Genomic DNA, 24,534 nt, shown 5'->3' on the forward strand with positions numbered 1-24,534 from the left:
TAGAAAAAAAACATATTACAGTACCAGGGCTTCTTTCCTGAATTCGTCTTCTTCATTGCTTTGAATTCCCAGGGCCTCATAGATATATGCAAAGGTGGAAAGCAACTCGGGTTTACCGTCTACAATAGCCACATCGTGTTCGAAGTGCGCACTGGGTTTGTTATCGGCAGTGAGGATGGTCCAGCCGTCCCTCAATTGTTTAATGCGTTGTGTTCCCATATTTATCATGGGCTCTATAGCAACCACCATGCCTTCTGCGAATTTCTTGCCCCGGCCTCGTTTGCCATAATTGGGCATTTCCGGATCTTCGTGCATTTTGGATCCTAATCCGTGACCTACCAGCTCACGTACAACCCCGTAACCGTTGTTTTCGCAATATTGCTGTATGGCAAAGCCCACATCGCCAACCCTGTTTCCGGCCCGGAATTGTCTGATACCTTCATATAGTGATTCTTTGGTAATACGGAGTAAATTTTTCACATCGCCACTCACTTCGCCGACCTCAAAAGTATAGGCATGATCTCCGTAGAAACCATTTTTTACCGCACCGCAGTCAATAGAAATAATATCTCCTTCTTCCATAGGAGTATCGTTCGGAATACCGTGAACTACCTGTGCATTAGGGCTCATACAAAGCGTGTTCGGAAAGTCGTACAATCCCAGGAATCCCGGTTCGGCTCCGTGATCGCGAATGAATTCTTCCGCCAGTTTGTCGAGATATAAAGTCGTAACACCGGGCTTTACTTCCTTTGCCAGCATACCCAGTGTCCTGGACACGATCAGGGCGCTTTCCCGCATCAGTTCTATTTGTTCCGGTGATTTTATCTGTATCATGTTCTTCTTGTTTTATAGTTCGTCTGCAAAAAAAGAGCAAACCGTACCGTGGCGCAAAAATAGGAATTAATATGGAAACATCGGCTGTTTCAGGTTTCTGTTGCGGGTTAGAAGTTCGGGAACATCTGCAACCCTGACTAACCGAAAACCCGAATGTCATTAACGGATAATATCGGTATCTACGGGAACATATCCCAGGTGTCGGCTCAAAGAAAGCACCTGGCCTTTGTGATGAAATTCATGAGTAATGACGTGGATGAATAGTTGCAAGGGCGAAATATTTCTGGTTTTTCCCTTTATACAAATAGAAATGTTCCGGTTAAAGTCCGGGATATGACGATCCAGAAACTCTTCCATAAGCATATCGATATCCTTGTAAAAAAGCTGAAGTTGATCTACGGTGAATACCGAAGTGTACGGAGTGGGCACCTTCACTTTTTGCAATGCGTGTTTTCCTATCCAGAATTCATAAGTATTGCCTGTGTGTACCAGTAGGTTTCGGATGCTCCCTTTACCGAAGGAGCTGTTCTCTTTCGTAAAGTCCTTTTGGGAAATACGGGTACAGTATTCCAATAATACCTCCCGGGATTCCTTTACCAGTTCGTATTGGGTTTGGATGATGTTTTTCATGGACCACAACAGGTTTAAACAGGTTTCCGGCGTTTTTTCTCTCTTATTTCCAGGTAGGCATCCACGGAATACCTTCCAGCATGTACAAAATATATCAGGAAAGCCACAACAAGCATGTGGATGGCAGGAGCTGTTTGTAAATAAGGGTCTCCGTGCCATAAATGTACCCATACAATAGCAACGAAGAAGTTAAGAAGCATTAAAAAGCTTAAAATCCTTACCTTGTATCCGATAATCCAGCCAATACCCGCAAAAAATTGGGCATAGACGGAAAGTATGGCACATAGTAAAGAAAGAGGAAAACCATTTTCGGAGAGAAAATCACGAAATTCCAGCATTCTGTCCCAGTAAACGATGTTATCCGTAACACCGTATATCAACCGGAAACCAAAAGCCAGTCGTAGCACCAGCAGGGCAATATCTCTTCGTTTCTTTCGGTTCATAGAAATCTAAAGGGTGGTTTAGGGCGTTTATACTTCATAAAGATAAGAATTAATAAAGAATAGTAATACAACTAAAGAAGAGCGTAGTACTAAACAAAATTCTTTTTATATTTAACCATGAACCGTTATTATATGGAAAAGATAAAAACTTCGGAGTACAGGATAGAAAAAAACATTCGTTTACAAGACATACCTACCTTAAATACCCTGGAAGCAACAGAGGAAGAGCTGGAAAAAGCCTTGTCCAAAGAGAGGAAAAAACTGGCTAAATTTCAGAACAGGATGTATGCTCACGGGAAATACGGGGTACTGATCTGTATTCAGGGAATGGATACTGCGGGGAAAGACAGTCTTATCCGGGAAGTTTTTAAAGATCTCAATGCCCGCGGAGTGGTAGTATACAGCTTTAAAACCCCCTCGACACTGGAATTGCGGCACGATTATCTGTGGCGGCATTATCTCGCATTACCCGAGCGGGGAAAATTCAGTGTGTTTAACCGTACACATTACGAAAACGTCCTGGTCACACGGGTCCATCCGGAATATATCCTGAATGAAAATATCCCCGGTATTGAAAATGTGGACGATATAGGGCCGGAATTCTGGAACAACAGGTTTGAGCAGATCAATAATTTTGAAAAACATGTAGCTAATAATGGTACGCTTATCTTCAAATTTTTCCTGCATATCTCCAAAGAGGAACAACGGCAACGTTTGCTGCGCCGCTTGAACAAAAAGAACAAGAACTGGAAGTTTTCTCCCGGCGACCTCGAAGAGCGTGAACTTTGGGACGAATACCAGAAATATTATGAGGAAGCAATAAACCGCACTTCTACAGCACATGCTCCCTGGTATGTACTTCCCGCAGACGATAAAAATGCCTGCAGGCTTATCCTGGCAGATATATTGTATGACGAACTTAAAAAATACAAGGACGTACAGGAACCGGAACTGGATGAAAAGACCATGGCTAACCTGGAAGATTATAAAAAACAGTTGCAGGAGGAATAGGATTGTGGAACAATAGTTCTTATTTTTGGATCGTCAGGATATAAAGGGTAGGAAAGGTAAACACCGTTCCGTATTTTCTCACCTTACTTGCTTTTCCGGACACAATTTTAATCCTAAACCACCTTGTTTGAACCATGAGAAAATTAATTCTTTTAATCTTTTTGGTATCTTTTGTCCTGTCTTTCGGGCAAAATAACGATGAGAAACAAATAAAAGCCATATATGATACTGCTTTATTAGATGCGAAGGGATACGACTGGCTGGAATACCTGTCTAACCAGATAGGAGGAAGGCTTTCCGGTTCCCTGAATGCGGAAATGGCTGTAAACTACACCAAAAAACAATTGGATTCCCTCGGACTGGATAGAGTATGGTTGCAACCCGTAATGGTTCCGAAATGGGTGAGGGGAACTCCCGAAATAGCGTATATAGAAACATCGCCCGGAAAAACTACGAATGTCCCGGTATGTGCACTCGGAGGTTCCGTAGCCACTTCGTCCAGTGGAATCAAAGCGCAGGTAGTGGAAGTGCAGGGACTTGATGATCTTAAAAAACTGGGGAGAGAAAAGATAGAAGGAAAGATCGTTTTTTACAACCGGCCCATGCAGGCCAACCTCATACAAACTTTTGAAGCCTATGGCGGATGCGTGGACCAGCGTTATGCAGGAGCCATGGAAGCCGGTAAATACGGTGCAGTTGGCGTTATTGTCCGTTCTATGAACCTTCGCCTGGACGATTATCCGCATGCCGGCGCTATGAGCTATGGCGATACGCCGGTATCACAACGTATTCCCGCAGCGGCGATCAGTACGAACGGAGCCGAATTGCTGAGTGGTATGCTGGCACTCAATCCGGATATACGCTTTTATCTCAAACAAACCTGCCGGCAGTATGAAGATGTGAAATCCTATAATGTTATCGGTGAAATAAAAGGAAGTGAGCGTCCGGAGGAAATAATGGTTGTAGGCGGACACCTGGATTCCTGGGACCTCGGCGATGGTGCCCATGATGATGGCGCAGGCTGTGTACAAAGTATGGAAGTGCTGCGGCTTTTAAAGAAAACGGGGTATAAGCCGAAACGAACACTCCGTGTAGTGCTGTTTATGAATGAAGAAAACGGACTTCGGGGAGGGAATAAATATGCCGAAGAGGCAAAAGCAAAAAAAGAAAAGCATGTGTTTGCCCTGGAAAGCGACGCCGGCGGTTTCTCTCCACGCGGATTCAACCTGGATTGTAATGACAAGCAGTATGCGCTTATAAATAGCTGGAAACCCTTATTTGAACCCTACCTGATCCACCTTTTTCAAAAGGGGCACAGTGGCGCGGATATAGGTCCGCTGAAAGAGGATAACATTGTTCTGGCCGGATTGATGCCGGATTCGCAACGATATTTTGACCATCACCATGCAGCCAACGATACGTTTGAGCATGTAAACAAACGCGAGCTGCAATTGGGAGCAGCTACCATGGCATCACTGGTTTACTTGGTGGATAAATATTTGAAGTAATTCGGAAGACCGTTGTTAGAATAACAGAGGGGTGATTCCGATGATTATAAATGTCATCCGGTCGGAGTTGTGCGACAGTTCTCCGTAAGTACACTCCACGACTCCGTTCCGCATGGCACCTGATCCTTTTCCATACCCTGATCCGAACCGGGGAACTATGTCCGAACCCCGATTTTGATGGATGCGTTCCGCAGATGCTTTCTGCCGAACCGGGAGTTTCCGGATACGACATTCAACTCCGAAATTGTCCCACAACTTTTAATTTAATGGGATTCAAAACAGTTTCCGGGTGTTTTTTAGTTTTGGAGTTCGGATTGGTAACCGCATAGATTGTTATGACGTTAAGCCAACTATCAAATCTGAAACACTGCGAAACCTCTGTGAGTCTCTGTGAAATAACCATTACACAAACCCGCCGGCCGGCTTGCCCCGACAGTATTAATCAAGTAGTTGATTCGCGAATAAAAACAAATCGTAAAACTTTAAAACTCAGAACTCCTCAACTACAAAACTCTTTAACTTTTCACCGAACTAAATTTATGGAGCGTTCGCCCTGTCCCCGAAGGTCCGTCATTTGCCTGTTTTTTTATAAAACCGTATATTTTGCCGATAAAGGAGGATCTCCGTAATACATTTCACAAACTTTACCAAATCTTTTAGAAAACGATTATGGACAGGAAGAAAATATTTGATAGTTTTGTGAATTAGCTATAATAGCTTGTGCTTTTTATTAAAAAAATGTTTCTATTATTGAAAAAAACAGAAATTATTAAGTACAAGTAAATTTTTGTTTTATATTTGTGTAATCGATTGCATTAACCAAAAATACATTTCTACAAATGACTACATCAGAATTCAGATATGCGGCCAATCCGAGGGACGCAAAAACGTATGACACACAAAAACTGAGAGATGAGTTTTTAATCGATCCCGTTTTCGCGGAAGATGAAATAAAACTAACCTATTCCATGTACGACAGGTATATTGTCGGAGGTGCTATGCCCGTAAAAAAAGACCTGGTTCTGGAAACCATACCTTATCTGAAATCCGAAAACTTTCTGGACCGCAGGGAAATGGGCGTGATCAATGTAGGTGCAACGGGTAAAGTAATCGTGGATGGGGTGGAATATACCCTGGATAAAAAAGAAGCATTGTATATCGGTAAAGAAAGCAAAGAAGTTATCTTTTCCGCTTCCGGTGAAGGGCAGCCGTTCTTCTATATAAATTCCGCTCCGGCACATAAAAAATTCCCCACCAAAAAAGTGGGTAAAGGAGAAGCAGAGATCATATCACTTGGTGATGATAAATCGGCAAACAAAAGGATACTCAATAAGTTGATCGTAAACAGTATAGTGGAAACCTGCCAGTTACAGATGGGATTGACAGAGCTCGTAGAAGGCAATATATGGAATACCATGCCGGCACATACGCATGAAAGACGAATGGAAGCTTATTTCTATTTTGACCTGGCAGAAGGTCATGCCGTATGTCATTTTATGGGACAGCCTCAGGAAACCAGGCATATATTTATGCACAACCACCAGGCAGTATTGTCCCCCGAATGGTCTATCCACTCCGGTGCCGGGACTTCCAATTATTCGTTTATCTGGGGAATGGCGGGAGAGAACCTCGACTACGGAGATATGGATGTTTGCCCTCCTAACGAAATGAAATAAAATAAAGAATCAATAAAAGGTCGCACGACCGGAAATCTCTTCGGGTAATGATTGTTCCGGGAGGTGGTGGTTTGTGTAGGCGGATTAAAATACAAACCGTATGGATTTATTCAGTTTAAAAGACAAACGTGCAATGATCACCGGAGGGACGCATGGTCTGGGAATGGCCATGGCAGAAGGACTCGGTGAAGCAGGGGCGGAGCTGTTGATAACCAGTACTACTCCTTCCAAACTGGAGAATGCTCTGGAACATTACACTTCCAAAGGGTATAAAGCTTCGGGGTATATTTTTGATGTTACGGATGAGAAGGCCGCTGCCGAAAATGTGGAAAAGATAGAAAAGGAAGTCGGCCCTATTGATATTCTGATCAATAATGCCGGGATTATTAAACGCGAACTGGCATTGGATATGGCCGTGGAAGATTTTCGGAGGGTCATAGATGTGGATCTCGTAGGCCCCTTTATTATGAGCAGACTGGTAGCCAGGGGAATGGTAGAAAGAAAAGCCGGGAAAATCATCAATATATGCTCCATGATGAGTGAGCTGGGAAGGAACAATGTAAGCGCTTATGCGGCGGCCAAAGGAGGTTTGAAAATGCTTACCCGTAACCTGGCCACGGAATGGGCTAAATATAATATCCAGGTAAACGGTATTGGTCCGGGATACTTTGCCACTTCCCAGACCGAGCCTATACGTGTAGATGGTAATCCATTCAACGAATTTATAATCAACCGTACCCCAACAGGCAGATGGGGCGATCCGGAAGACCTGGCGGGGACCGTGGTTTTCCTGGCATCCAAAGCAAGTAATTTTGTGAACGGGCAGATCGTTTACGTGGACGGAGGTATACTCGCCACTATAGGAAAGCCTGCGAATGAAAAATAAAAGAACAGGAGATCAAAAGTAAAGTCAAAGCCTGTTTACATATAGAGGTAGAACATATTCAGACAATAACTTACCATGAGTTTTATTAAGGACGAAAGCTTTTTATTAAGCAACGATTACGCAAGGGAATTGTATTTCAACTATGCGGATAAACAACCTATTATCGATTACCATTGCCATTTGCCTCCCGACCAGATTGCGGAAGACAAGGTTTTTGAAAACCTTACACAGATATGGATATACGGTGATCATTACAAGTGGCGTGGAATGCGTACCCTGGGGATCAATGAGAAGTATATAACCGGAAACGGGACCGATGAAGAGAAATTCCGTGCATGGGCCAAAACAGTGCCTTATACCATGCGGAACCCCTTGTATCACTGGACGCATCTGGAACTCAAAAGGTATTTTGATATAGAAACCTTGTTAAGTGAAAAAACGGCGGATGAAGTATACCGGCAGGTCAATGAAAAACTGAATACACCCGAATACAGTTGCCGTAACCTGCTGACCAAAATGAATGTGGAAGTGGTATGCACTACAGAAGACCCCACGGATTCCCTTAAACATCATCAAAAACTGGCCGGAAGTGATTATGCTGTGAAAATGACCACCTCTTTCCGTCCGGATAAGGCTATTATGATTGCTGATGATGGATTTAATGATTATGTGGAAAGACTCGGGGAAGCAGCCGGAATAGCTATCGAAAACTATAACGATCTTCTGGATGCCCTGAAAAAAAGGATACAGTACTTCCACGACAACGGAAGCAGGGTTTCCGATCACGGTCTGGAACAAATATACAGTGAAGACTATACCGAAGCGGAAGTAAAAGCTGTTTTCGAAAAGAAAAGAAGCGGGAAAACCATTACCCGTGAAGAAGCTTTGAAATTTCAGAGCGCTGTATTGTACTTCCTTGCGGAAACTTACTGCGAATTCGGTTGGGTGCAACAATTTCACCTTGGAGCGTTGCGGAACAATAACAGGAGGATGAATAATCTTCTCGGACCCGACACCGGGTGGGATTCTATCGGCGATTTTACGCAATCGGTAGCGTTGTCCCGTTTTTTGAATAAACTGGATAGTAAAGACAGGCTTACCAAGACTATTTTGTATAACCTTAATCCCGCGGATAACGAGGTTATGGCAAGTATGATAGGGAATTTTAATGACGGTAGTGTTAAAGGAAAAGTACAGTTTGGTTCCGCCTGGTGGTTCCTGGATCAGAAAGACGGAATGACCAAGCAGATGAATGCCTTGTCCAATATGGGACTTATCAGTTGTTTTGTAGGGATGCTTACCGATTCGAGAAGTTTTCTGTCGTTCCCGAGGCATGAATATTTCCGAAGACTGGTATGTAACTTATTCGGAGAAGAGATCGAAAGCGGAGAACTGCCTGCGGATATGGAGTGGATAGGAAAGATTATTTCGGATATATGTTATAATAACGCCAAAGATTATTTCGGATTCTGAAGGATAATAACAGACAAAACCGATTTTGGGATTTATGAAGGAGACGGAGCGGAAGAGAAAGTAAAGATTGCTATCTTGCCAATAAAATAGAGTTTTATGGATAAAACGGTTACTTTCGGAGAAGTACTTATGCGACTGTCCCCGGAGGGATATAAAAAGATAAGCCAGAGTAATAAACTGGAGTTTTACTTCGGGGGAACCGAAATGAATGTAGGGGCCTCACTGGCGAATTTCGGTAACGAAGTGAAGCATGTTACCTGTGTTTCCGACGATATTGTGGGACAGGCGGCAATAGGTACGATGCAACGTTATGGCATAAACACTTCCGGGGTAGTAAAGCGGAATGCGCCTTTGGGGTTGTATTTCCTCGAGGTAGGTGCCGTGATGCGATCCAGTACCATAGCATATAACAGGGCGCATTCCGCATTTGCCGGAATACAACCCGGTATGGTGAACTGGAAAGAAGTGCTGGAAGGCGCCGGTTGGTTCCACTGGACGGGGATAACCCCGGCAATATCCGAAGGAGCATGGTTAACCCTCGAAGAAGGGCTGAAACAGGCCCGGAAGAACGGAATGAATGTAACCGCAGACCCTACGTACAGGAAAGACCTGTGGAATTACGGTAAAGATGCCCGGAAGATACTGGCCGGAATGCTGGAATATTCTACGATTTTTATCGGTGGTGTAAATGAGATCAACGAAATACTGGAAACAGCATATACCGGAGATAAAGATGGTTTCATAGAAGCTGCTAAAGAATTGTTGTTCAGGTTTCCATCCATAACCAAGGTTTTTGACAAAGTGAGAAACGGTGGTAATGCTTCCTCACAGAAGATAAACGCCAGGGCCTGGAACGGAAAGGAATACCTGGAGACCGAAACATTAGAGGTAGCCCATGTCATAGACAGGATAGGGACCGGAGATGCCTATGCTGCCGGGCTTATCTACGGATTGCAACATTTCGGCGACCAAAAAACCATAGAATTTGCCAATGCCGCCTGTGCCCTGAAACACACTGTAGAAGGAGATGTAAACCTGGTATCGGCAGAAGAAGTTTTAGAAGTGGTGGAAGGTAACATATCCGGAAGGATAAAGCGATAATAATAACTGCAATAATCTGATAACACAATAATAGCTTATGTCCCGATTTACAAGAATATCCGTAGCGTTAAAAATGAAGGAAACCGGTATTGTTCCGGTGTTCTATCACAAGGATACGGAAGTGTGCAAAGCGATTTTAAAGGCCTGCTATGATGGCGGCGCCAGGGTTTTTGAATTTACCAACAGGGGCGATTATGCGCATGAAGTTTTCGCGGATCTCAACAAATACGCGGAAAAAGAACTTCCGGAAATGATACTCGGAGTGGGGTCCGTAGTAGATCCCGGTACCACATCGCTTTATCTGCAATCGGGTGCCGCCTTTATAGTATCTCCGGTACTAAACCCCGAAATGGCAAAAGTATGCAACCGGAGAAAGGTTATGTGGTCTCCGGGCTGTGGTTCGCTTACGGAGATTTCCTATGCCGAAGAACTGGGGGCTGAAGTAGTGAAGATATTTCCGGGAACACAGGTAGGAGGCCCGGAATTTGTAAAAGCGGTAAAAGGTCCGTTTCCGTGGACGAGTATTATGCCTACCGGCGGAGTAGAACCTACGGAAGAAAATCTTTCCGCCTGGTTCCGTGCCGGGGTACATTGCGTGGGAATTGGGTCTAAACTCTTTACGAAAAATACGGATGGCAGTTATGATCTGAAAGCGGTGACTACTACGTTAAAAAAGGTTATGGGAATAATAGATAAAGTCCGAAAATAAATTATCTGTAGTAAAGAGATCGCAAAAAACAGTAATCAATCAATCCCAGCCAAAAATGATAAGAAAACGAAGTTTAATAAAATACACCATTCTCGTTCTGACCTTCACCCTTTTCTCTTCCTGCCAGGAAGCAGGTAAAGTAAAGGTAATAAAGCTTGGACATGGCCTGGATGCCTCACACCCGGTTCACGAAGCCATGACGTTTATGGCAAAAAAGCTGGCGGAGAAATCGGATGGCAGTATGCAGATAAAAATATATCCCAGCCAGCAGTTGGGGACGGAAAGAGAATGTTTGGAACTGTTACAAATAGGAAGCCTGGGAATGACCAAAGTTTCGGTGGGAGTACTCGAAAATTTTGTCTCTGACTATAAGTTGTTCGGCTTGCCGTTTCTGTTTCGGGATAAAGCACATTCTCACAAAGTTCTGGACGGAGAGATAGGAAAACAGCTTTTGGATGCCAGTGTGCAGGTGAGATTGAAGGGAGTTGCTTTTTACGATGCGGGAAGCAGGAGTTTTTATACGAAAAAACCCGTACATACACCGGAAGATCTCAAAGGGTTAAAACTACGGGTTATGGAAAGCCAGACTGCCATTGATATGGTACGCAACCTCGGAGGGTCACCCACCCCGATTTCCTGGGGGGAATTGTATACGGCTTTGCAACAGGGTATAGTAGATGGAGCGGAAAATAACCTGCCCAGCTTTTACCTGTCGCATCACTACGAAGTGTGTAAGTATTATATTGTCGATGAGCATACCAATCTTCCGGATATGTTGCTCATAAGCACGGCCATTTGGGATTCTCTGAGCGATCAGGAAAAGAAATGGCTTGAAGAAGCGGCAAGGGAATCTGTCGTGTACGAAAGAAAGATATGGGAAGAGGCGGAGAACCACGCACTTGAAGAAATCAAAAAAGCAGGAGTAGAAGTCATATATCCGGATAAAGAACCTTTCCGGGAGAAAGTTTCCATAATGTATGAGAATTTTAAGAAGGACGAACACCTGAAGGAGATCATAGAAGCCATTCAGGCACAATAAATCCGATCCGGCAGAATAAATCGAATCAATCAATTTTATTAAAAAACCAACTTAACGGATTATGAAAAAAAAAATAGATAAGTTACTGGGAGGCTTTCTCGTGGGACTTCTCGCCATATTGGTAGTGGCTGTTTTATGGCAGGTTTTTTCCAGATACATACTGAATGCTCCGAGTTCGGTGACGGAGGAAATTGCCAGGTTTTTACTTATTTGGGTAGGTATTCTCGGAGCAGCTTATTGTTCCGGACAACAGGATCACCTTGCCATTGAAATATTACCTCCGAGACTGAATGAAGAGAACAGGATAATACTCAGGATATTTATTAACGGTCTTATTATGTTATTCAGTGTCCTGGTATTTATTATAGGTGGGTCCAGACTGGTATATCTCAATCATATCCTGGGGCAAAGTTCGGCAGCATTACATCTGCCATTATCCTACGTTTATTCTGTTATCCCGTTGAGCGGTATAGTAATACTGATTTACAAGTGGATAGAAATAAGAAACCCCAAAAAATATTTCATATGATTACCGAGATACTAATACTTCTGATATCGTTTGTTGTGTTGTTGGCTATAGGGGTTCCGGTGGCCTGGAGTATAGGTATATCCAGCCTGTTAACCATGCTGGTTACTATAGACTCTATTCCGGCTTTTACTACGGTGGCCCAGCGAATGGCTACCGGGCTGGATAGTTTTGCCCTGCTTGCCATTCCTTTCTTTGTACTGGCGGGGCAGATTATGAACCAGGGAGGTATAGCAGAAAGGCTTATTTCGTTTGCCAAGTCACTTATTGGATCATTGCCGGGGGGCTTGTCTTATGTAAATGTAGTTTCCGCAATGCTTTTCGGGGCTATTTCCGGTTCGGCGCTGGCTGCAACCTCTGCCATAGGCGGTATACTCGGGCCACATATGGCAAAAGAAGGATATTCCAGGGAATTCAGTGCCGCCCTGAATGTGACCTCTTCTACAACAGGACTGGTTATTCCTCCTTCCAATATCCTCATCGTATATTCATTGGCCAGTGGTGGTGTTTCCATAGCAGCGCTGTTTCTGGCGGGATATCTCCCCGGAATTCTTATGGGACTGGCCCTGATGGCAGTTGCGGCAGTATGGATAAAACGAAAGAAATACCCGGCAGGAGAAAGGTCGACAATAAAACAGATACTCACCTCTTTTCTGCATGCATTTCCCAGCTTGTTTTTACTGGTTGTGGTTATAGGGGGAATAGTTGCCGGTATATTCACAGCTACCGAGGCATCCGGGATTGCAGTATTGTACAGCCTGGTGCTTTCCTTCGTATACCGGGAAATGGATCTGAAGAAGTTACAGAAGGTTTTTATGCGTTCCGTAAGGACCAATTCCATAGTGATGCTGCTCATAGCAACGTCGATGGCCATGTCCTGGGTAATGTCCTATGAGGATATACCTCAATCCGTAAGTTCGGCTTTACTCGGGCTTAGTGATAATAAAATTGTAATCCTCTTAATGATCAATCTTATATTGTTGTTTGTGGGGATGTTTATGGACATGACCCCTGCAGTACTGATATTCACCCCTATATTCTTACCGGTGGTAAAAGATCTGGGAGTAGATCCGGTACATTTCGGCATTATGATGGTAATGAACCTTTGTGTGGGACTTTGCACACCACCTGTAGGCTCGGTCCTCTTTGTCGGTGTCGGTATAGCAAAAACCACTATACAAAAAGTGATAAAACCCCTGCTACCGCTTTTTATTGCAATGCTCATAGTGCTTTTACTCGTAACGTATATTCCGGAAATATCCACCTGGTTACCGGGACTTATGGAGGACTAACGGGACTCTCCATACTTATAAAATGTATAAAATGCTAGGTAATGGTTGTAATCGTTGACTGGCATAAGAACACAAGTGGTACACATAAATATAAGTGTGTTTTAAACATAAATAAAACCGGTTGAATTATAAAAACCGGAAAGAACGATCTTTTAACAAAAACGAACTAACTAAAACCCGGAGTAACCGGACTTTTTGGACGGGCTTTGGATCAAGAATAAACGGATTTAAAACAGATGAAAAAACTGGATAGGAACAGCCAGGGACTGGAAACACAGTTCCCGGTAAAGGTAGTGCAATTCGGAGAAGGAAATTTTTTAAGAGCCTTTGTAGATTATGTTATAGACAAACTGAATGAAGAAGCAGATTTCCGGGGAGGAGTTGCAGTGGTCCAGCCATTGGAAAACGGATTGGTAAAACTTCTGAATGACCAGGACGGATTGTATACCTTATTTATGAAAGGGATACAAAAAGGGAAGGAAATACAGGAAAAGCGATTGATATCCTGCATTCAGCAGGGGATTGATCCCTATGCCGGTTTTGATACCTACCTGGATTTGGCCAAAGAAGAAGAATTGCAGTTTGTCATTTCCAATACCACCGAAGCCGGAATAGCTTTTGATGAAAAAGATACGCCGGATATGCAACCGCCTTCTTCTTTCCCGGGAAAACTTACGGTGCTGTTGCACCGCAGGTTTGAGCATTTTAAGGGTGACCCGACAAAAGGGCTTACGATCATTCCGTGTGAATTGATAAACAATAATGCCGATGCCCTGAAGGAGGTAATACTGAAATATGTGGAATTATGGGAATTGGGCAGTGCATTTAAAAACTGGATAGAGGAACATAACAGTTTCCACAATACCTTGGTAGACCGTATTGTTCCCGGGTATCCGAAAGATCAATTGGCGGAATATCAGAGCGGGTTGTCCTATGATGATAAACTCATGGTTTCGGCCGAGACCTTTTTACTCTGGGTAATAGAAGGCGATGAGGAATTAACCGCAAAAATACCGTTGGATAAAGCCGGACTGGATATAAAAATAGTAGATAGCATACAGCCCTACCGAACCCGTAAAGTGCGCATACTTAACGGAGCGCATACGGCGATGGTGCCGTTTTCTCTCCTGTACGGCAACGAAACCGTAAAGGAAACAATAGACGGGGAGTTTACCGGCGATTTTGTAAAGAACGTAGTGTTCGATGAGATCATTCCGACCCTGGATATGGACCAGGAGGAACTCCGTGATTTTGCAGAGCAGGTGATGGACCGTTTTCGCAATCCGTTTATAAAACACCGACTGGCAAGCATAGCGCTCAACTCGGTTTCCAAATTTAAGGTAAGGGTGTTGCCCAGCCTTACGGAATATTACCGGAGAAAAGAAGAGCTTCCGGCAAACCTGGTTTATGCCATGGCATGCCTGATCCGCTTTTACAAAGGGGAATGGAACGGAACGGAACTTCCGGTACAGGACAGTAACAATATAGTAGAGGCCTTTAAAGAAGCATGGGCACTGCCCGGGTACAGGGAAACTGCAAACCGTATATTGAGTAATGAGTATTTCTGGGATGAAAACCTGACAAAAACGATCCCCGGACTTGAAGATGCCATAACTACCGCCTTGGAGAATATCGAAGAATACGGTGTGGAAAAAGGCTTGGAGAAGTATAGAAGAACAACTGTATAGATAAAGGTCCGGGAAAATGAGTTTAAGGGCACGGTAAAACCCATTTCTCTGGTGAAGAATACAGTTGCGCAGAACTAAAAAAATGGATTGAAGATGAAAACGAAACTAATTAAAGTAAATCCGGAAGATAATGTAGCTGTAGCTTTGTCAGATCTGAAGGCAGGCGAAACAGTGACTTTCGAAGGAAGTGATATCCGGGTGGTATCCGATAGCAAGGCAAAACACAAAATAGCACTTACGGATTTCGAAGAAGGGGATCGGATACTGATGTATGGTGTACTCGTGGGAAAAGCCAGTGAGTACATTCCCAAAGGAGGTCTTTTAACCACGGAAAACGTAAAACACCAGAGCGGAAAAGTTTCCGGAAAAACGGAAACCACTCCCTGGAAAGCCCCGGATGTAAGCAGGTGGAAAAACAGGACTTTTATGGGATATCCCAGAGAGGACGGCCAGGTAGGGACAGCCAATGTATGGCTTTTCTTTCCCCTGGTATTTTGCGAAAACCGGAATATAGAATTACTGAAGGATGTTTTTGAGAAAGAATTATCCTATTACAAGACCAACAGTCAAAGACTCCTGCTTCGTAGCCTGATAAGCGGGGATGCCAGCGAAACCCAGGTTGTGGAAGAAGAACAGGGAAAAGGTATTTTTGACAATATAGAAGTTAAGTTTATCACCCACCAGGGAGGTTGCGGAGGTATCCGGCAGGATTCCGTAACGCTCTCCAGGCTTTTGGCCGGTTATGTGAATAACCCCAACGTGGCCGGGGTAACCGTACTTAGCCTCGGATGCCAGAACCTGCAGATAGATATTTTTCAGGAAGCGGTAAAAAAGATCAATCCCGATCTTAAAAAGCCTGTTCTTATTTATGAACAGCAGAAAATGGGAACGATAGAAGAAATGCTGAATACCATAATCCGGGAATCTTTTGAGGCGATCAAAGAAGCAGATAAGATAAAGCGGGTACCCGCACCGTTGTCTAAGCTCAAAGTCGGTCTGGAATGCGGAGGTTCCGATGGTTTTTCCGGTATTTCCGCCAATCCCGCACTTGGCTATGCTTCCGATCTGCTTGCTGCCCTGGGAGGGTCTCCGATACTTTCGGAATTCCCCGAGTTATGCGGGGTAGAGCAGGAACTTGTTAACCGTTGTGTGAACGATGAGGATGCGGAAAAATTCCTGAGCCTGATGAAGGCCTATGAACAATCGGCCATAGATGTGGGGTCCGGTTTTGATATGAACCCTTCCCCCGGCAATATCCGGGATGGTCTCATCACCGATGCTATGAAATCGGCCGGGGCAGCTAAAAAAGGGGGGACTTCTCCCGTAACCGCCATTCTGGATTACACGGAATACGTAACAAAACCGGGACTTAACTTGTTGTGTACCCCGGGGAATGATGTGGAAAGTACAACAGGACTGGCGGGTTCAGGAGCAAATATCATTGTGTTTACTACCGGACTGGGAACACCGACAGGTAACCCAATTACCCCGGTCGTCAAAGTTTCTTCCAATACCGAACTGGTGCGCAAAATGCCCGACATTATCGATGTGGATACAGGAGCTGTGATACGGGGAGAGAAGTCTATAGAAGAAATGGGAGAGGAAATGTTCGAATTTATTATTCGTGTGGCGAGTGGCGAAGAAAAAACTAAAGCCATGCAGCTGAACCAAAATGATTTTATTCCCTGGAAAAGGGGAGTATCTCTATAAATAAAGAAACCAGAGAAGTAACGGTGATGCCCGGACAGTAGCTGTCCGGGCATCGCCGTTTATGATAGTTTTTTATTATTACCAACCCGTCCGGTTAGAAGAATCCCGGACAATCAATTGAGGTGAAAGCACTACTTTCTTTTCAATGGTTACCGATGTTTCTTCATCTATCTGTTCAAGAAAAACCCGTGCGGACATCTTTCCCATTTTTATAGGAGTCTGGTCTACAGTGGTCATTGTAGGTTCCGTGTATTTCGTGAAGGATTCGTTACTGAAACCCGAAATACAAATATCTTCCGGGACTCTTATACCTGTTTTTTTCAGCTCCTGTACGGCTCCGAGAGCTGTAAAGTCACTGGAAGAGAATATGGCGTCCGGTGGTTCCGGAAGTTTCATCAGTTTTTTTACTGCTGCAGTACCCGATTCTACCTTACTGTTTACCTGTATTATATAGTCTTTGTTATAAGGCAGGTTGTAGTCGGTCAGGGCTTTCAGGTAACCGTTGTAACGGTCTTTATAAATTTCCAGGTTTATATTCCCCATAAAGTGAGCAATGCGTTTACACCCCTGCCGGATAAGATGTTCCACAGACATGTATGCACCGTTAAAGTCATCGATAGTGACAGAACTTACTCCCGGGAGGTTCTTTTTACGGTCAAAAAATACCAGAGGGATCCCCTTTTGCAATACGCGGTCTATATGCGAAGTATCTTTGGTGGTTTTAGACACAGACATAAAAATGCCGTCAACCTGGGCATTGAGCAGGGTATTAATATTTTGGACCTCACTTTTGGCATCGTCCCGGGTCTGACATATGATAACGTGATATCCGTGGGGGTACAGCTCTTCTTCAATACCGCGAATTACGGAGGAAAAGAAACTCCGGTCCATATAAGGCACCAATATCCCCACCGTATTACTTTTACCGCTTTTAAGGGCCAGGGCCAGGGTATTCTGCTCGTAATTCATTTCCCCGGCAGTCTTTATAACCAGCTCCCGTGTTTTGAGACTTATCTTCGGATTGTTGTTCAATGCCCTGGAAACTGTAGCAGCACTGATGTTTAATTTTTTGGAAATATCGTAAATGGTAACCTTGCTCATCGGTTTTTGTTATCTTAATCTATATGCCCGTTCTTTCCTAATTGACAGGTTATTATCAGGACAAAGATGCATAAAAAAAGTTAATTTACTGTTCGGGGGTCAGGACTTCCTGTATCTATACTGCCGGTTTGGGATCGTACCGGTTACTTTTTTTTAAAATTATCAGCAAAAAAAATTGTGTATATTGCAAAAAGACATAATTTAGTGCAATCGATTACAAAAATTTCATAAATATAATGAATTCTTTCAATATGAAGTATAGGATCACAACAGTTTTATTGCTGTTTAGTGTTTTTTGTGCAACAGGAGCTTCTAACGACAAGGAATTTGACTTTGTAGTGGATAAAAACGGAAGCGGAGATTTTGAGACCGTACAGGAAGCTATAAATGCCGTTCCCGATTTCAGGAAGAAGGAGACAAAAATTTTTATAAAGAACGGTAAATACAAGGAAAAACTGGTTTTACCGGCCTCCAAGACCAATGTTACCTTTATAGGGGAAAGCATGACATATACCATACTTACGTATGATGATTTTGCATCCAAAAAGAATATTTTCGGGGAAGAGATGGGTACCACAGGATCTTCTTCTTTTTTTGTCTTCGGAGATGATTTTAAAGCCAAAAACATCACATTTCAGAATAATGCCGGGCATGTCGGGCAGGCTGTGGCCATACGGATAGAAGGAGACAGGGCCATTTTTGAGAATTGTAAATTTCTCGGTAATCAGGATACGCTTTACCTGCATGGCAAAAAAAGCAGGCAATATTATAAAAACTGTTACATAGAGGGAACCGTCGATTTTATATTTGGCTGGTCCACAGCGGTTTTTGAGAGTTGCGTAATAAACTGTAAGGGTAAAGGCTATGTAACTGCCGCTTCTACCCCGGAAGAGTCCGAATTCGGATTTGTATTTCTCAATTGCAGGATTACCGGAAGAGGAAACAGCACTTTTTATTTGGGGAGACCCTGGCGTCCGCATGCCAAAACGGTTTTTATCAATAGCTATCTGAGCAGACACGTAGCACCCGAAGGCTGGCACAACTGGAACAAGCCGGAGGCGGAGTTAACAGCATTTTATGCAGAATATAATTCTATGGGGCCCGGGGCAAATACAGAGGAAAGAGTGCCGTGGTCCTGCCAGTTATCGGACAGACAAGTGGAAAACTTTACGGTAGAAAATATACTGAAAGGTGAAGATGACTGGAATCCGGAGAAGACAGAACTGTAAAAATCAACCAAATCACATAAAAATGTTTCGATTAAACCGAGTAAAGTTACTGACGCTGTCTATGGCGCTGACTTTTATATTTGCCATTGAAAATAAAACATATGCCCAGAAATCCGGAGATACCGATGTGTATTCCGGCATAGAATTTAAAATGCCTAAAGTTAAAGAGCCCCGTTTTCCCAACTACAGGGTAAATATCGAATTTTTCGGCGCAGAAAGTGGAGGCACGGTGAAAAATACCCAGGCATTTGCCAATGCCATTGACCACGTGTCGGAAAAAGGAGGAGGCACAGTAGTTATACCCAGGGGAATGTGGCTTACCGGGCCTATAACCCTTAAAAATAATGTAGAACTGCATGCCGAAGAGGGAGCGCTTGTGATTTTCAGTGCGGACTTTAAGGACTACCCGCTCGTAAATACCAGTTTTGAAGGACTGAACACGTACAGGTGCCAGTCGCCAATGAACGGGCGAAACCTCGAAAATATAGCGATTACAGGGAAAGGTGTATTCGATGGAAACGGAGATGCGTGGAGACCGGTAAAATCCGGCAAAATGACTGCTGCACAATGGAAGAAAAAAATACAATCGGGTGGCGTGCTCAGTGACGATGGTAAAATATGGTATCCTTCCGAAAAGTCGAAAAGGGGTGATAGTAAAGATAATTTTAACGTGCCGGATTTTAAAAGTAGAGCCGAATTTGAATCGGTAAAAGATTATTTGCGTCCTGTTATGGTAAGCCTGGTAGGATGTAAAAAGGTGCTTCTGGACGGACCTACCTTTCAGAATTCACCGGCATGGAACCTGCATCCGCTAATGTGTGAGGACCTCACGGTCCGGAACCTTACCGTACGCAATCCCTGGTATTCCCAGAACGGGGATGGTCTGGACCTGGAATCCTGCAAAAATGTGGTAATCTACAACAATTCTTTTGACGTCGGAGATGATGCCATCTGTTTTAAATCCGGAAAGGACAAAGACGGCAGGGACCGTGGTATTGCAACAGAGAATGTGATCGTGAAGAACAATATCGTATATCACGCGCACGGAGGTTTTGTCATAGGAAGTGAAATGTCCGGCGGAGTGCGAAACGTACACGTGAGCAACTGTACTTTTATCGGGACGGACGTAGGGTTGCGTTTCAAGAGTACTCGTGGACGGGGAGGCGTTGTGGAGAATATTTATATTTCGAATATTAATATGAAAGATATCCCTACCGAAACCATCCGGTTTAATATGTTCTATGGAGGTAACTCCCCGCTGCTGGAAGAAGACCAGGATGCGGAAACGGAAGCGAGGGACGAAAACAAGGAACCGGTAACGGAGGAAACCCCTGTTTTCCGGAATATCTACATGAAAAACATAACTGCGGTCAACTCGGAAACAGCAGCTTTCTTTATGGGACTTCCGGAAATGAAACTGAAAAACGTTCACCTGGAAAATGCTTACCTGGAAACCAAAAAGGGGATTACGGTAATCGATACGGATGGTCTTTCCCTGAAAAATGTTACCATTGCGAATAAAGAAGGGATACCGTTAACCGTGTACAACGGGAAAAACATAGAACTCAAGGATGTAAAAACCAATAAACTTCATAAAACCTCGCTGAAAATATCCGGTAAGGAAAACGGAGCTATTTCCGTTGAGTCCGGGGATATCACAGAAGAGAAGGTATCTTATGACCATAACAATTCCGAAAAGATCATAAAGTTTAAAAAATAAAATGCCTTTGTCCGCCGAATAGGATACTAAATGAGTTCGATAAAAGGTTTTATAAATTAAAGACAAGGAGAGTAGGTTAGATACGGATATTCCGGCATAAAAACCGGGGAGTACTTCCGGATATAACAAAAATCATTGTTTTTATATCCCGTTACTTAACCGCATATTCCCTAAATTTGCACTTTTGAAATTACGCAGTAATGTCCGATATAAAGATAAAGATCAAAGACAGGGAAGGTGTGGTACACGAGTTGGATGCACCTACCGATATGGCCATGAACATCATGGAATTGTGCAAAGCATATGAATTGCCTGTAGAAGGCACTTGTGGAGGAATGGCTATGTGTGCTTCCTGCCAGTGTTACGTGATTTCCGGGCATTCCCTGCCGGAAATGGGGCCGGATGAAGAAGCCATGCTGTTTGAAGCATTCTACGTAAAGGATAACAGTCGTCTCGGATGTCAGTTGCCCATTACCGAGGATATGGACGGACTGGAGCTGGAGCTCGCTCCGGAATCTTGAGTCCATGTGCCAATTAGCAAATTTGATAATGAATTTATTACCAAATTTGCTAATTGGCACATTCTAAGCTAACAAATTTTCCCTGGCTTTTATAATTTCTTCTTCAATGGTGTCCCACAGGGCAATACGCATTTGCAGGGCGATGAGTGCGGCTTCTCCCGCCTCTTTCCATTTTTGTTCATTGCCTTCGCAAAGTTCTTCTACCATCTGAAGTGCCATGGGGCCGTGTTCGTCCTGATCGAGTTCTATATGGCGCTCAAAATAATACACCAGCTTGTCTATCCGGAGTTCCGGGAAATTTTGTTGCATTTCCTGTAAAATAGCCGTAAACATCTCGGGTATGAGATCTTCTCTTCCGAAGGTAAAAGCAGAAGCTATCTTATGAGGTTTGCCCTCTTCGATAAGGAAAAAAGTAAAATTAAGGAAATCCTTTACGGCCTGGGGCAACGCACTCAGTTTTATATCAACCAGTATGTTTTTCAAGGATAACAGGTCGGCTATAAAGTTTTCTATTTTAGAAGTATCCGCATCACATTCTTCCATGGCCTCCAGGTACATTTCGTAATGGCTCAGGTGTTTTCCTTCCCTGTTCATGTCGGTTTCTTCCGCCAGTACGATCTCATTGATGAGGTAGCGCAATTCCGGGGCACCGACAGGTATCCAGGGTGTTGTCGTACATGTCAGTTTTTGTTGTAAGGCCTTTAACAGGGACATAAAATCCCAGACGGCAAATACATGATATTCCAAAAAAAGCGTCAGATCGTCCGGTTGATTTATATTGTTATAAAGCGAGTGATGCAGAAGCTGGTTTCGCAAGGGGGCAATCTCGGCTTTTATATTCTTTATCATAAGATTTTTTTACAAAGTTAACAAACTAATTGGTTTACCTGTTTAAGACACACTGATTTAACGAATAATTTAACCTGAACATAATTAGTTTAAAAAAAGCTAAGCGATATGTAATAATAAGCTGTATATGAGTAATGTGTCCTGTACAAAGGCCTGGCGAATATATCAGGATAGTGATGATTGAAACAATAATTTTAGTAAATTTGCGTTATGAAAAGCCTGGTTAAAGATTCACCTTTTTCAGTACAGATCAGTTTCCATAGTTTATTGGATTTCTATGAGGAACAAGCCCGTAGTAATGATGAATTCGTTGCTATGAAGGCGAGAAAAATACTGGAAATACAAAAACCTTACCCCGAATTACGCGAGGGTTTTACCGACGAGAAACTTCTGCACAAGTATGCGGATGTCATAGATGTATTGCTTCGCGATACTTTCTCTCCGGCGCTTACGAACAATGAAATAAAGATAGCGGCCATCCCCTTTGAAAACGTGATTTTTAACGCAACAGAGCGCTTTAAGAAAATTGTAAGGGAAGCAGGAGAAGGTTTTGACCTTAAGCTGCGAAATATGAGTGAGGAGAACAAGTACATCATGGCGTGTACCGTTATCCTTAAATTCTACTATAATATAAATGTCAATTTCCAAAGGCCCATTTTTTATGATATTCCCGATGCCAACAATATTATAAAGCACTATCGCATTTTGTACAATGCGGATTACATGGATATCTTCCCTACGGAAAAGGCCAAAGAAATTACACAAGAAGATATTGAGGAATTACTCAACAATTTCGAGGACCTGAAGTTGTGGAAAGAAAAATTCCCTCCGGAAAGCTGGATTCTCAAAGGTTTCGGAATATGCAACATGTACGACGCTACCGTTGATAATGTTATTTCCGACCTGAAAACCACTTTACTGGGTATAAATAGAGATAATGAGGCGAATTTTGTCAATGATTTCCAGAAAATATTCAGTTCCCTGTATGGTATCCCCGATCTGACGGTTGGTTTTTGTGCGTACAATACGGACGAAGAAAAGTTTGAACGCCGTCCGGATAAAGAACTGCACAGCTTTATTATGGGAGAGGAAACGGAGATTTCCGGAGATGTTGCCCTGTGCAAATCTTCGTGTAAAAAGTTGCTGCAGGAAAAAAAGTACTTTGCCATAGCCGATGTGGATAAGTATTATGAAAGGAATGAAAAAGACGCTTCTTTCCGGAACCTGAAAAAACAGGGCATCGGAAGTGTGATATTTGCCCCTATAGTAGCAAATGACAGTTCCCTTTATGGTATTATGGAACTCGGGTCGCCCCGGCCCCTGGAGCTGAACAGTGTTAATGCGCAAAAGCTGGAAGACATTATGCCCTACCTTATCACTGCAATTTCCAGGGCAAAAATAGAAGAAGTCAACCAGTTAGAAGCCATTATACAGCAGGAATATACTTCTATTCACCCCAGCGTAAAATGGAAGTTTGAAAAAGAAGTACATCATTACCTGAAAAGGCAGGCCAGTGGCATTACGGCTTCCCTGCGCGAAATCGTGTTTAACAACGTATATCCGCTCTACGGACAGATAGACATAAAAGATTCGTCGCGTGCGAGAAATGAAGCCATACGAAAGGATCTTATCATACAGCTATCCCATATCAGTGAAATACTGGAGAAAGCGATAACGACCGAACGTTTGCCTATTTATGAGGAGATCAGTTTCCGTTTGAATCAGCATTTGCAGGATATCCTGAAAGTGCTGAATGCGGGCAGTGAACAGAATGTGCTGGATTTCCTGAAAGAAGAGATACATCCTTTCTTCGATCACCTCAAAAGCCTTAATACCGATATCTCAGAGGCTATCGATGACTATCTTAACAGCCTCGATCCGGTACACGAAGCCATATATGACCATAGAAAAAATTATGACCAATCCGTAAACCTGATCAATAAAAAGCTGGCATCCGTGCTGGACAGGAAACAGGAAGAAGCGCAGGTAATGTTTCCTCATTATTTTGAACGCTATAAAACAGATGGCGTAGAGCACAATATGTATATCGGTGCTTCTATTGCCTACAGACGGATTTACAATGATATATATCTTTATAACCTCAGATTGTGGCAATTGCAGATCATGTGGGAAATGGAGAACGAATATTATACCTTACAAAAAGAACTCCCGATAAAACTCGACGTGGCTTCCCTGATCCTGGTGTATAATTCCCCACTCTCCATTCGTTTCCGTATGGATGAAAAGCAGTTTGATGTGGACGGCACCTACAACGCCCGTTATGAGATCATCAAAAAACGTCTCGATAAGGCATTGATCCGAAATTCGGAGGACAGGATAACCCAAAAGGGTAAAATTGCCATCGTGTATTCCGGCAGTAAGGATGAAGAAGAGTATCTGAGATATATTCGTTTTCTGCAGGCTAAAAAATACTTCAGCGAAAATGTGGAAATACTCGAATTGGAAGAACTTCAGGGAGTAAGTGGTCTCAAAGCGCTGCGTGTGGAAGTCCTTTACAAAAAAGGAAAAGATACCAAAGTGTATACCTATGAAGACCTGATGAAAGAAATAGCTACCTGACGGCAGGT

21 protein-coding genes are annotated in these 24,534 nt (G+C 43.3%); 16 read left to right on the top strand and 5 right to left on the bottom strand.

Going from position 1 to position 24,534, the window contains the following annotated elements; genetic code table 11:
• Positions 1 to 15: 15 nt before the first annotated feature.
• From map to ACVBDU_RS02065, 3 genes are all read right to left on the bottom strand, one after another.
• Positions 16 to 834, bottom strand: a complete 819-nt coding sequence (gene map, locus ACVBDU_RS02055) for a type I methionyl aminopeptidase (RefSeq protein ID WP_447178121.1) — start codon at positions 832 to 834, stop codon at positions 16 to 18.
• Between the two features lie 159 nt (positions 835 to 993).
• A complete protein-coding gene (locus tag ACVBDU_RS02060; protein WP_447178122.1) occupies positions 994 to 1,464 on the bottom strand; it encodes a DinB family protein in 471 nt (156 codons plus the stop codon).
• 14 nt (positions 1,465 to 1,478) lie between these two features.
• Positions 1,479 to 1,907, bottom strand: a complete 429-nt coding sequence (locus tag ACVBDU_RS02065) for a DoxX family protein (RefSeq protein WP_447178123.1) — start codon at positions 1,905 to 1,907, stop codon at positions 1,479 to 1,481.
• 132 nt (positions 1,908 to 2,039) lie between these two features.
• On the opposite strand from ACVBDU_RS02065, the gene ACVBDU_RS02070 reads away from it, so the two are divergent.
• The 12 genes from ACVBDU_RS02070 (at position 2,040) to ACVBDU_RS02125 (ending at position 16,526) form a co-directional block, all read left to right on the top strand.
• Positions 2,040 to 2,918, top strand: coding sequence for a PPK2 family polyphosphate kinase (locus ACVBDU_RS02070; protein WP_447178124.1), 879 nt, complete (start codon positions 2,040 to 2,042; stop codon positions 2,916 to 2,918).
• A 134-nt stretch (positions 2,919 to 3,052) separates the two neighbouring features.
• Positions 3,053 to 4,426: a M20/M25/M40 family metallo-hydrolase gene (locus ACVBDU_RS02075; RefSeq protein ID WP_447178125.1), complete on the top strand. Its 1,374-nt coding sequence runs from the start codon at positions 3,053 to 3,055 to the stop codon at positions 4,424 to 4,426.
• A gap of 839 nt (positions 4,427 to 5,265) precedes the next feature.
• Entirely contained in the window at positions 5,266 to 6,102 is an 837-nt protein-coding gene (gene kduI, locus ACVBDU_RS02080) for a 5-dehydro-4-deoxy-D-glucuronate isomerase (protein ID WP_447178126.1), read from the top strand.
• Positions 6,103 to 6,202: 100 nt separating this feature from the next.
• Positions 6,203 to 6,988, top strand: coding sequence for a gluconate 5-dehydrogenase (locus tag ACVBDU_RS02085; protein ID WP_447178127.1), 786 nt, complete (start codon positions 6,203 to 6,205; stop codon positions 6,986 to 6,988).
• 75 nt (positions 6,989 to 7,063) lie between these two features.
• The gene (gene uxaC / locus ACVBDU_RS02090; protein ID WP_447178128.1) at positions 7,064 to 8,461 is read left to right on the top strand and encodes a glucuronate isomerase; all 1,398 of its coding nucleotides are present in this window, start codon (positions 7,064 to 7,066) and stop codon (positions 8,459 to 8,461) included.
• Positions 8,462 to 8,557: 96 nt separating this feature from the next.
• Positions 8,558 to 9,562 carry a sugar kinase gene (locus ACVBDU_RS02095; protein WP_447178129.1) on the top strand — a complete coding sequence of 335 codons (1,005 nt, stop codon included), beginning with the start codon at positions 8,558 to 8,560 and terminating at the stop codon, positions 9,560 to 9,562.
• 37 nt (positions 9,563 to 9,599) lie between these two features.
• A complete protein-coding gene (locus ACVBDU_RS02100) occupies positions 9,600 to 10,271 on the top strand; it encodes a bifunctional 4-hydroxy-2-oxoglutarate aldolase/2-dehydro-3-deoxy-phosphogluconate aldolase (RefSeq protein WP_447178130.1) in 672 nt (223 codons plus the stop codon).
• A 55-nt stretch (positions 10,272 to 10,326) separates the two neighbouring features.
• The gene (locus ACVBDU_RS02105; protein ID WP_447178131.1) at positions 10,327 to 11,310 is read left to right on the top strand and encodes a TRAP transporter substrate-binding protein; all 984 of its coding nucleotides are present in this window, start codon (positions 10,327 to 10,329) and stop codon (positions 11,308 to 11,310) included.
• Between the two features lie 61 nt (positions 11,311 to 11,371).
• Positions 11,372 to 11,839, top strand: a complete 468-nt coding sequence (locus ACVBDU_RS02110) for a TRAP transporter small permease (RefSeq protein ID WP_447178132.1) — start codon at positions 11,372 to 11,374, stop codon at positions 11,837 to 11,839.
• Complete coding sequence (locus ACVBDU_RS02115; protein WP_447178133.1) at positions 11,836 to 13,128, top strand: TRAP transporter large permease; 1,293 nt, start codon at positions 11,836 to 11,838, stop codon at positions 13,126 to 13,128. The genes ACVBDU_RS02110 and ACVBDU_RS02115 overlap by 4 nt, the downstream gene beginning before the upstream one ends.
• A 236-nt stretch (positions 13,129 to 13,364) precedes the next feature.
• On the top strand, positions 13,365 to 14,816 hold the full coding sequence (locus ACVBDU_RS02120) for a tagaturonate reductase (protein WP_447178134.1): 1,452 nt from the start codon (positions 13,365 to 13,367) through the stop codon (positions 14,814 to 14,816).
• 93 nt (positions 14,817 to 14,909) lie between these two features.
• Positions 14,910 to 16,526 (top strand): UxaA family hydrolase, encoded by a 1,617-nt coding sequence (locus ACVBDU_RS02125; RefSeq protein WP_447178135.1) that lies wholly within the window; start codon positions 14,910 to 14,912, stop codon positions 16,524 to 16,526.
• Positions 16,527 to 16,604: 78 nt separating this feature from the next.
• On the opposite strand, the gene ACVBDU_RS02130 is transcribed toward ACVBDU_RS02125, so the two are convergent.
• Positions 16,605 to 17,627 carry a LacI family DNA-binding transcriptional regulator gene (locus ACVBDU_RS02130; protein ID WP_447178136.1) on the bottom strand — a complete coding sequence of 341 codons (1,023 nt, stop codon included), beginning with the start codon at positions 17,625 to 17,627 and terminating at the stop codon, positions 16,605 to 16,607.
• 236 nt (positions 17,628 to 17,863) lie between these two features.
• Between ACVBDU_RS02130 and ACVBDU_RS02135 the strand changes: the two genes are divergently transcribed.
• From ACVBDU_RS02135 to ACVBDU_RS02145, 3 genes are all read left to right on the top strand, one after another.
• The gene (locus ACVBDU_RS02135) at positions 17,864 to 18,856 is read left to right on the top strand and encodes a pectinesterase family protein (RefSeq protein WP_447178137.1); all 993 of its coding nucleotides are present in this window, start codon (positions 17,864 to 17,866) and stop codon (positions 18,854 to 18,856) included.
• 22 nt (positions 18,857 to 18,878) lie between these two features.
• On the top strand, positions 18,879 to 20,576 hold the full coding sequence (locus ACVBDU_RS02140) for a glycoside hydrolase family 28 protein (RefSeq protein ID WP_447178138.1): 1,698 nt from the start codon (positions 18,879 to 18,881) through the stop codon (positions 20,574 to 20,576).
• Positions 20,577 to 20,776: 200 nt separating this feature from the next.
• Positions 20,777 to 21,097 carry a 2Fe-2S iron-sulfur cluster-binding family protein gene (locus tag ACVBDU_RS02145; RefSeq protein ID WP_447178139.1) on the top strand — a complete coding sequence of 107 codons (321 nt, stop codon included), beginning with the start codon at positions 20,777 to 20,779 and terminating at the stop codon, positions 21,095 to 21,097.
• Positions 21,098 to 21,160: 63 nt separating this feature from the next.
• Here the strand turns inward: ACVBDU_RS02145 and ACVBDU_RS02150 are convergent, their stop codons facing one another.
• On the bottom strand, positions 21,161 to 21,946 hold the full coding sequence (locus ACVBDU_RS02150) for a DUF3050 domain-containing protein (RefSeq protein ID WP_447178140.1): 786 nt from the start codon (positions 21,944 to 21,946) through the stop codon (positions 21,161 to 21,163).
• A 210-nt stretch (positions 21,947 to 22,156) separates the two neighbouring features.
• Here ACVBDU_RS02150 and ACVBDU_RS02155 point away from each other — a divergent pair, with 210 nt between their 5' ends.
• A complete protein-coding gene (locus ACVBDU_RS02155; RefSeq protein WP_447178141.1) occupies positions 22,157 to 24,526 on the top strand; it encodes a GAF domain-containing protein in 2,370 nt (789 codons plus the stop codon).
• The last annotated feature ends 8 nt before the right edge of the window (positions 24,527 to 24,534 follow it).

This window comes from Sinomicrobium endophyticum, assembly GCF_052983315.1.

What these genes read in the sequence shown, in the direction of transcription:
- map (WP_447178121.1), bottom strand. Translation starts at nt 834, where the DNA reads ATGATACAGATAAAATCACCGGAACAAATAGAACTGATGCGGGAAAGC.
- ACVBDU_RS02060 (WP_447178122.1), bottom strand. Translation starts at nt 1,464, where the DNA reads ATGAAAAACATCATCCAAACCCAATACGAACTGGTAAAGGAATCCCGG.
- ACVBDU_RS02065 (WP_447178123.1), bottom strand. Translation starts at nt 1,907, where the DNA reads ATGAACCGAAAGAAACGAAGAGATATTGCCCTGCTGGTGCTACGACTG.
- ACVBDU_RS02070 (WP_447178124.1), top strand. Translation starts at nt 2,040, where the DNA reads ATGGAAAAGATAAAAACTTCGGAGTACAGGATAGAAAAAAACATTCGT.
- ACVBDU_RS02075 (WP_447178125.1), top strand. Translation starts at nt 3,053, where the DNA reads ATGAGAAAATTAATTCTTTTAATCTTTTTGGTATCTTTTGTCCTGTCT.
- kduI (WP_447178126.1), top strand. Translation starts at nt 5,266, where the DNA reads ATGACTACATCAGAATTCAGATATGCGGCCAATCCGAGGGACGCAAAA.
- ACVBDU_RS02085 (WP_447178127.1), top strand. Translation starts at nt 6,203, where the DNA reads ATGGATTTATTCAGTTTAAAAGACAAACGTGCAATGATCACCGGAGGG.
- uxaC (WP_447178128.1), top strand. Translation starts at nt 7,064, where the DNA reads ATGAGTTTTATTAAGGACGAAAGCTTTTTATTAAGCAACGATTACGCA.
- ACVBDU_RS02095 (WP_447178129.1), top strand. Translation starts at nt 8,558, where the DNA reads ATGGATAAAACGGTTACTTTCGGAGAAGTACTTATGCGACTGTCCCCG.
- ACVBDU_RS02100 (WP_447178130.1), top strand. Translation starts at nt 9,600, where the DNA reads ATGTCCCGATTTACAAGAATATCCGTAGCGTTAAAAATGAAGGAAACC.
- ACVBDU_RS02105 (WP_447178131.1), top strand. Translation starts at nt 10,327, where the DNA reads ATGATAAGAAAACGAAGTTTAATAAAATACACCATTCTCGTTCTGACC.
- ACVBDU_RS02110 (WP_447178132.1), top strand. Translation starts at nt 11,372, where the DNA reads ATGAAAAAAAAAATAGATAAGTTACTGGGAGGCTTTCTCGTGGGACTT.
- ACVBDU_RS02115 (WP_447178133.1), top strand. Translation starts at nt 11,836, where the DNA reads ATGATTACCGAGATACTAATACTTCTGATATCGTTTGTTGTGTTGTTG.
- ACVBDU_RS02120 (WP_447178134.1), top strand. Translation starts at nt 13,365, where the DNA reads ATGAAAAAACTGGATAGGAACAGCCAGGGACTGGAAACACAGTTCCCG.
- ACVBDU_RS02125 (WP_447178135.1), top strand. Translation starts at nt 14,910, where the DNA reads ATGAAAACGAAACTAATTAAAGTAAATCCGGAAGATAATGTAGCTGTA.
- ACVBDU_RS02130 (WP_447178136.1), bottom strand. Translation starts at nt 17,627, where the DNA reads ATGAGCAAGGTTACCATTTACGATATTTCCAAAAAATTAAACATCAGT.
- ACVBDU_RS02135 (WP_447178137.1), top strand. Translation starts at nt 17,864, where the DNA reads ATGAATTCTTTCAATATGAAGTATAGGATCACAACAGTTTTATTGCTG.
- ACVBDU_RS02140 (WP_447178138.1), top strand. Translation starts at nt 18,879, where the DNA reads ATGTTTCGATTAAACCGAGTAAAGTTACTGACGCTGTCTATGGCGCTG.
- ACVBDU_RS02145 (WP_447178139.1), top strand. Translation starts at nt 20,777, where the DNA reads ATGTCCGATATAAAGATAAAGATCAAAGACAGGGAAGGTGTGGTACAC.
- ACVBDU_RS02150 (WP_447178140.1), bottom strand. Translation starts at nt 21,946, where the DNA reads ATGATAAAGAATATAAAAGCCGAGATTGCCCCCTTGCGAAACCAGCTT.
- ACVBDU_RS02155 (WP_447178141.1), top strand. Translation starts at nt 22,157, where the DNA reads ATGAAAAGCCTGGTTAAAGATTCACCTTTTTCAGTACAGATCAGTTTC.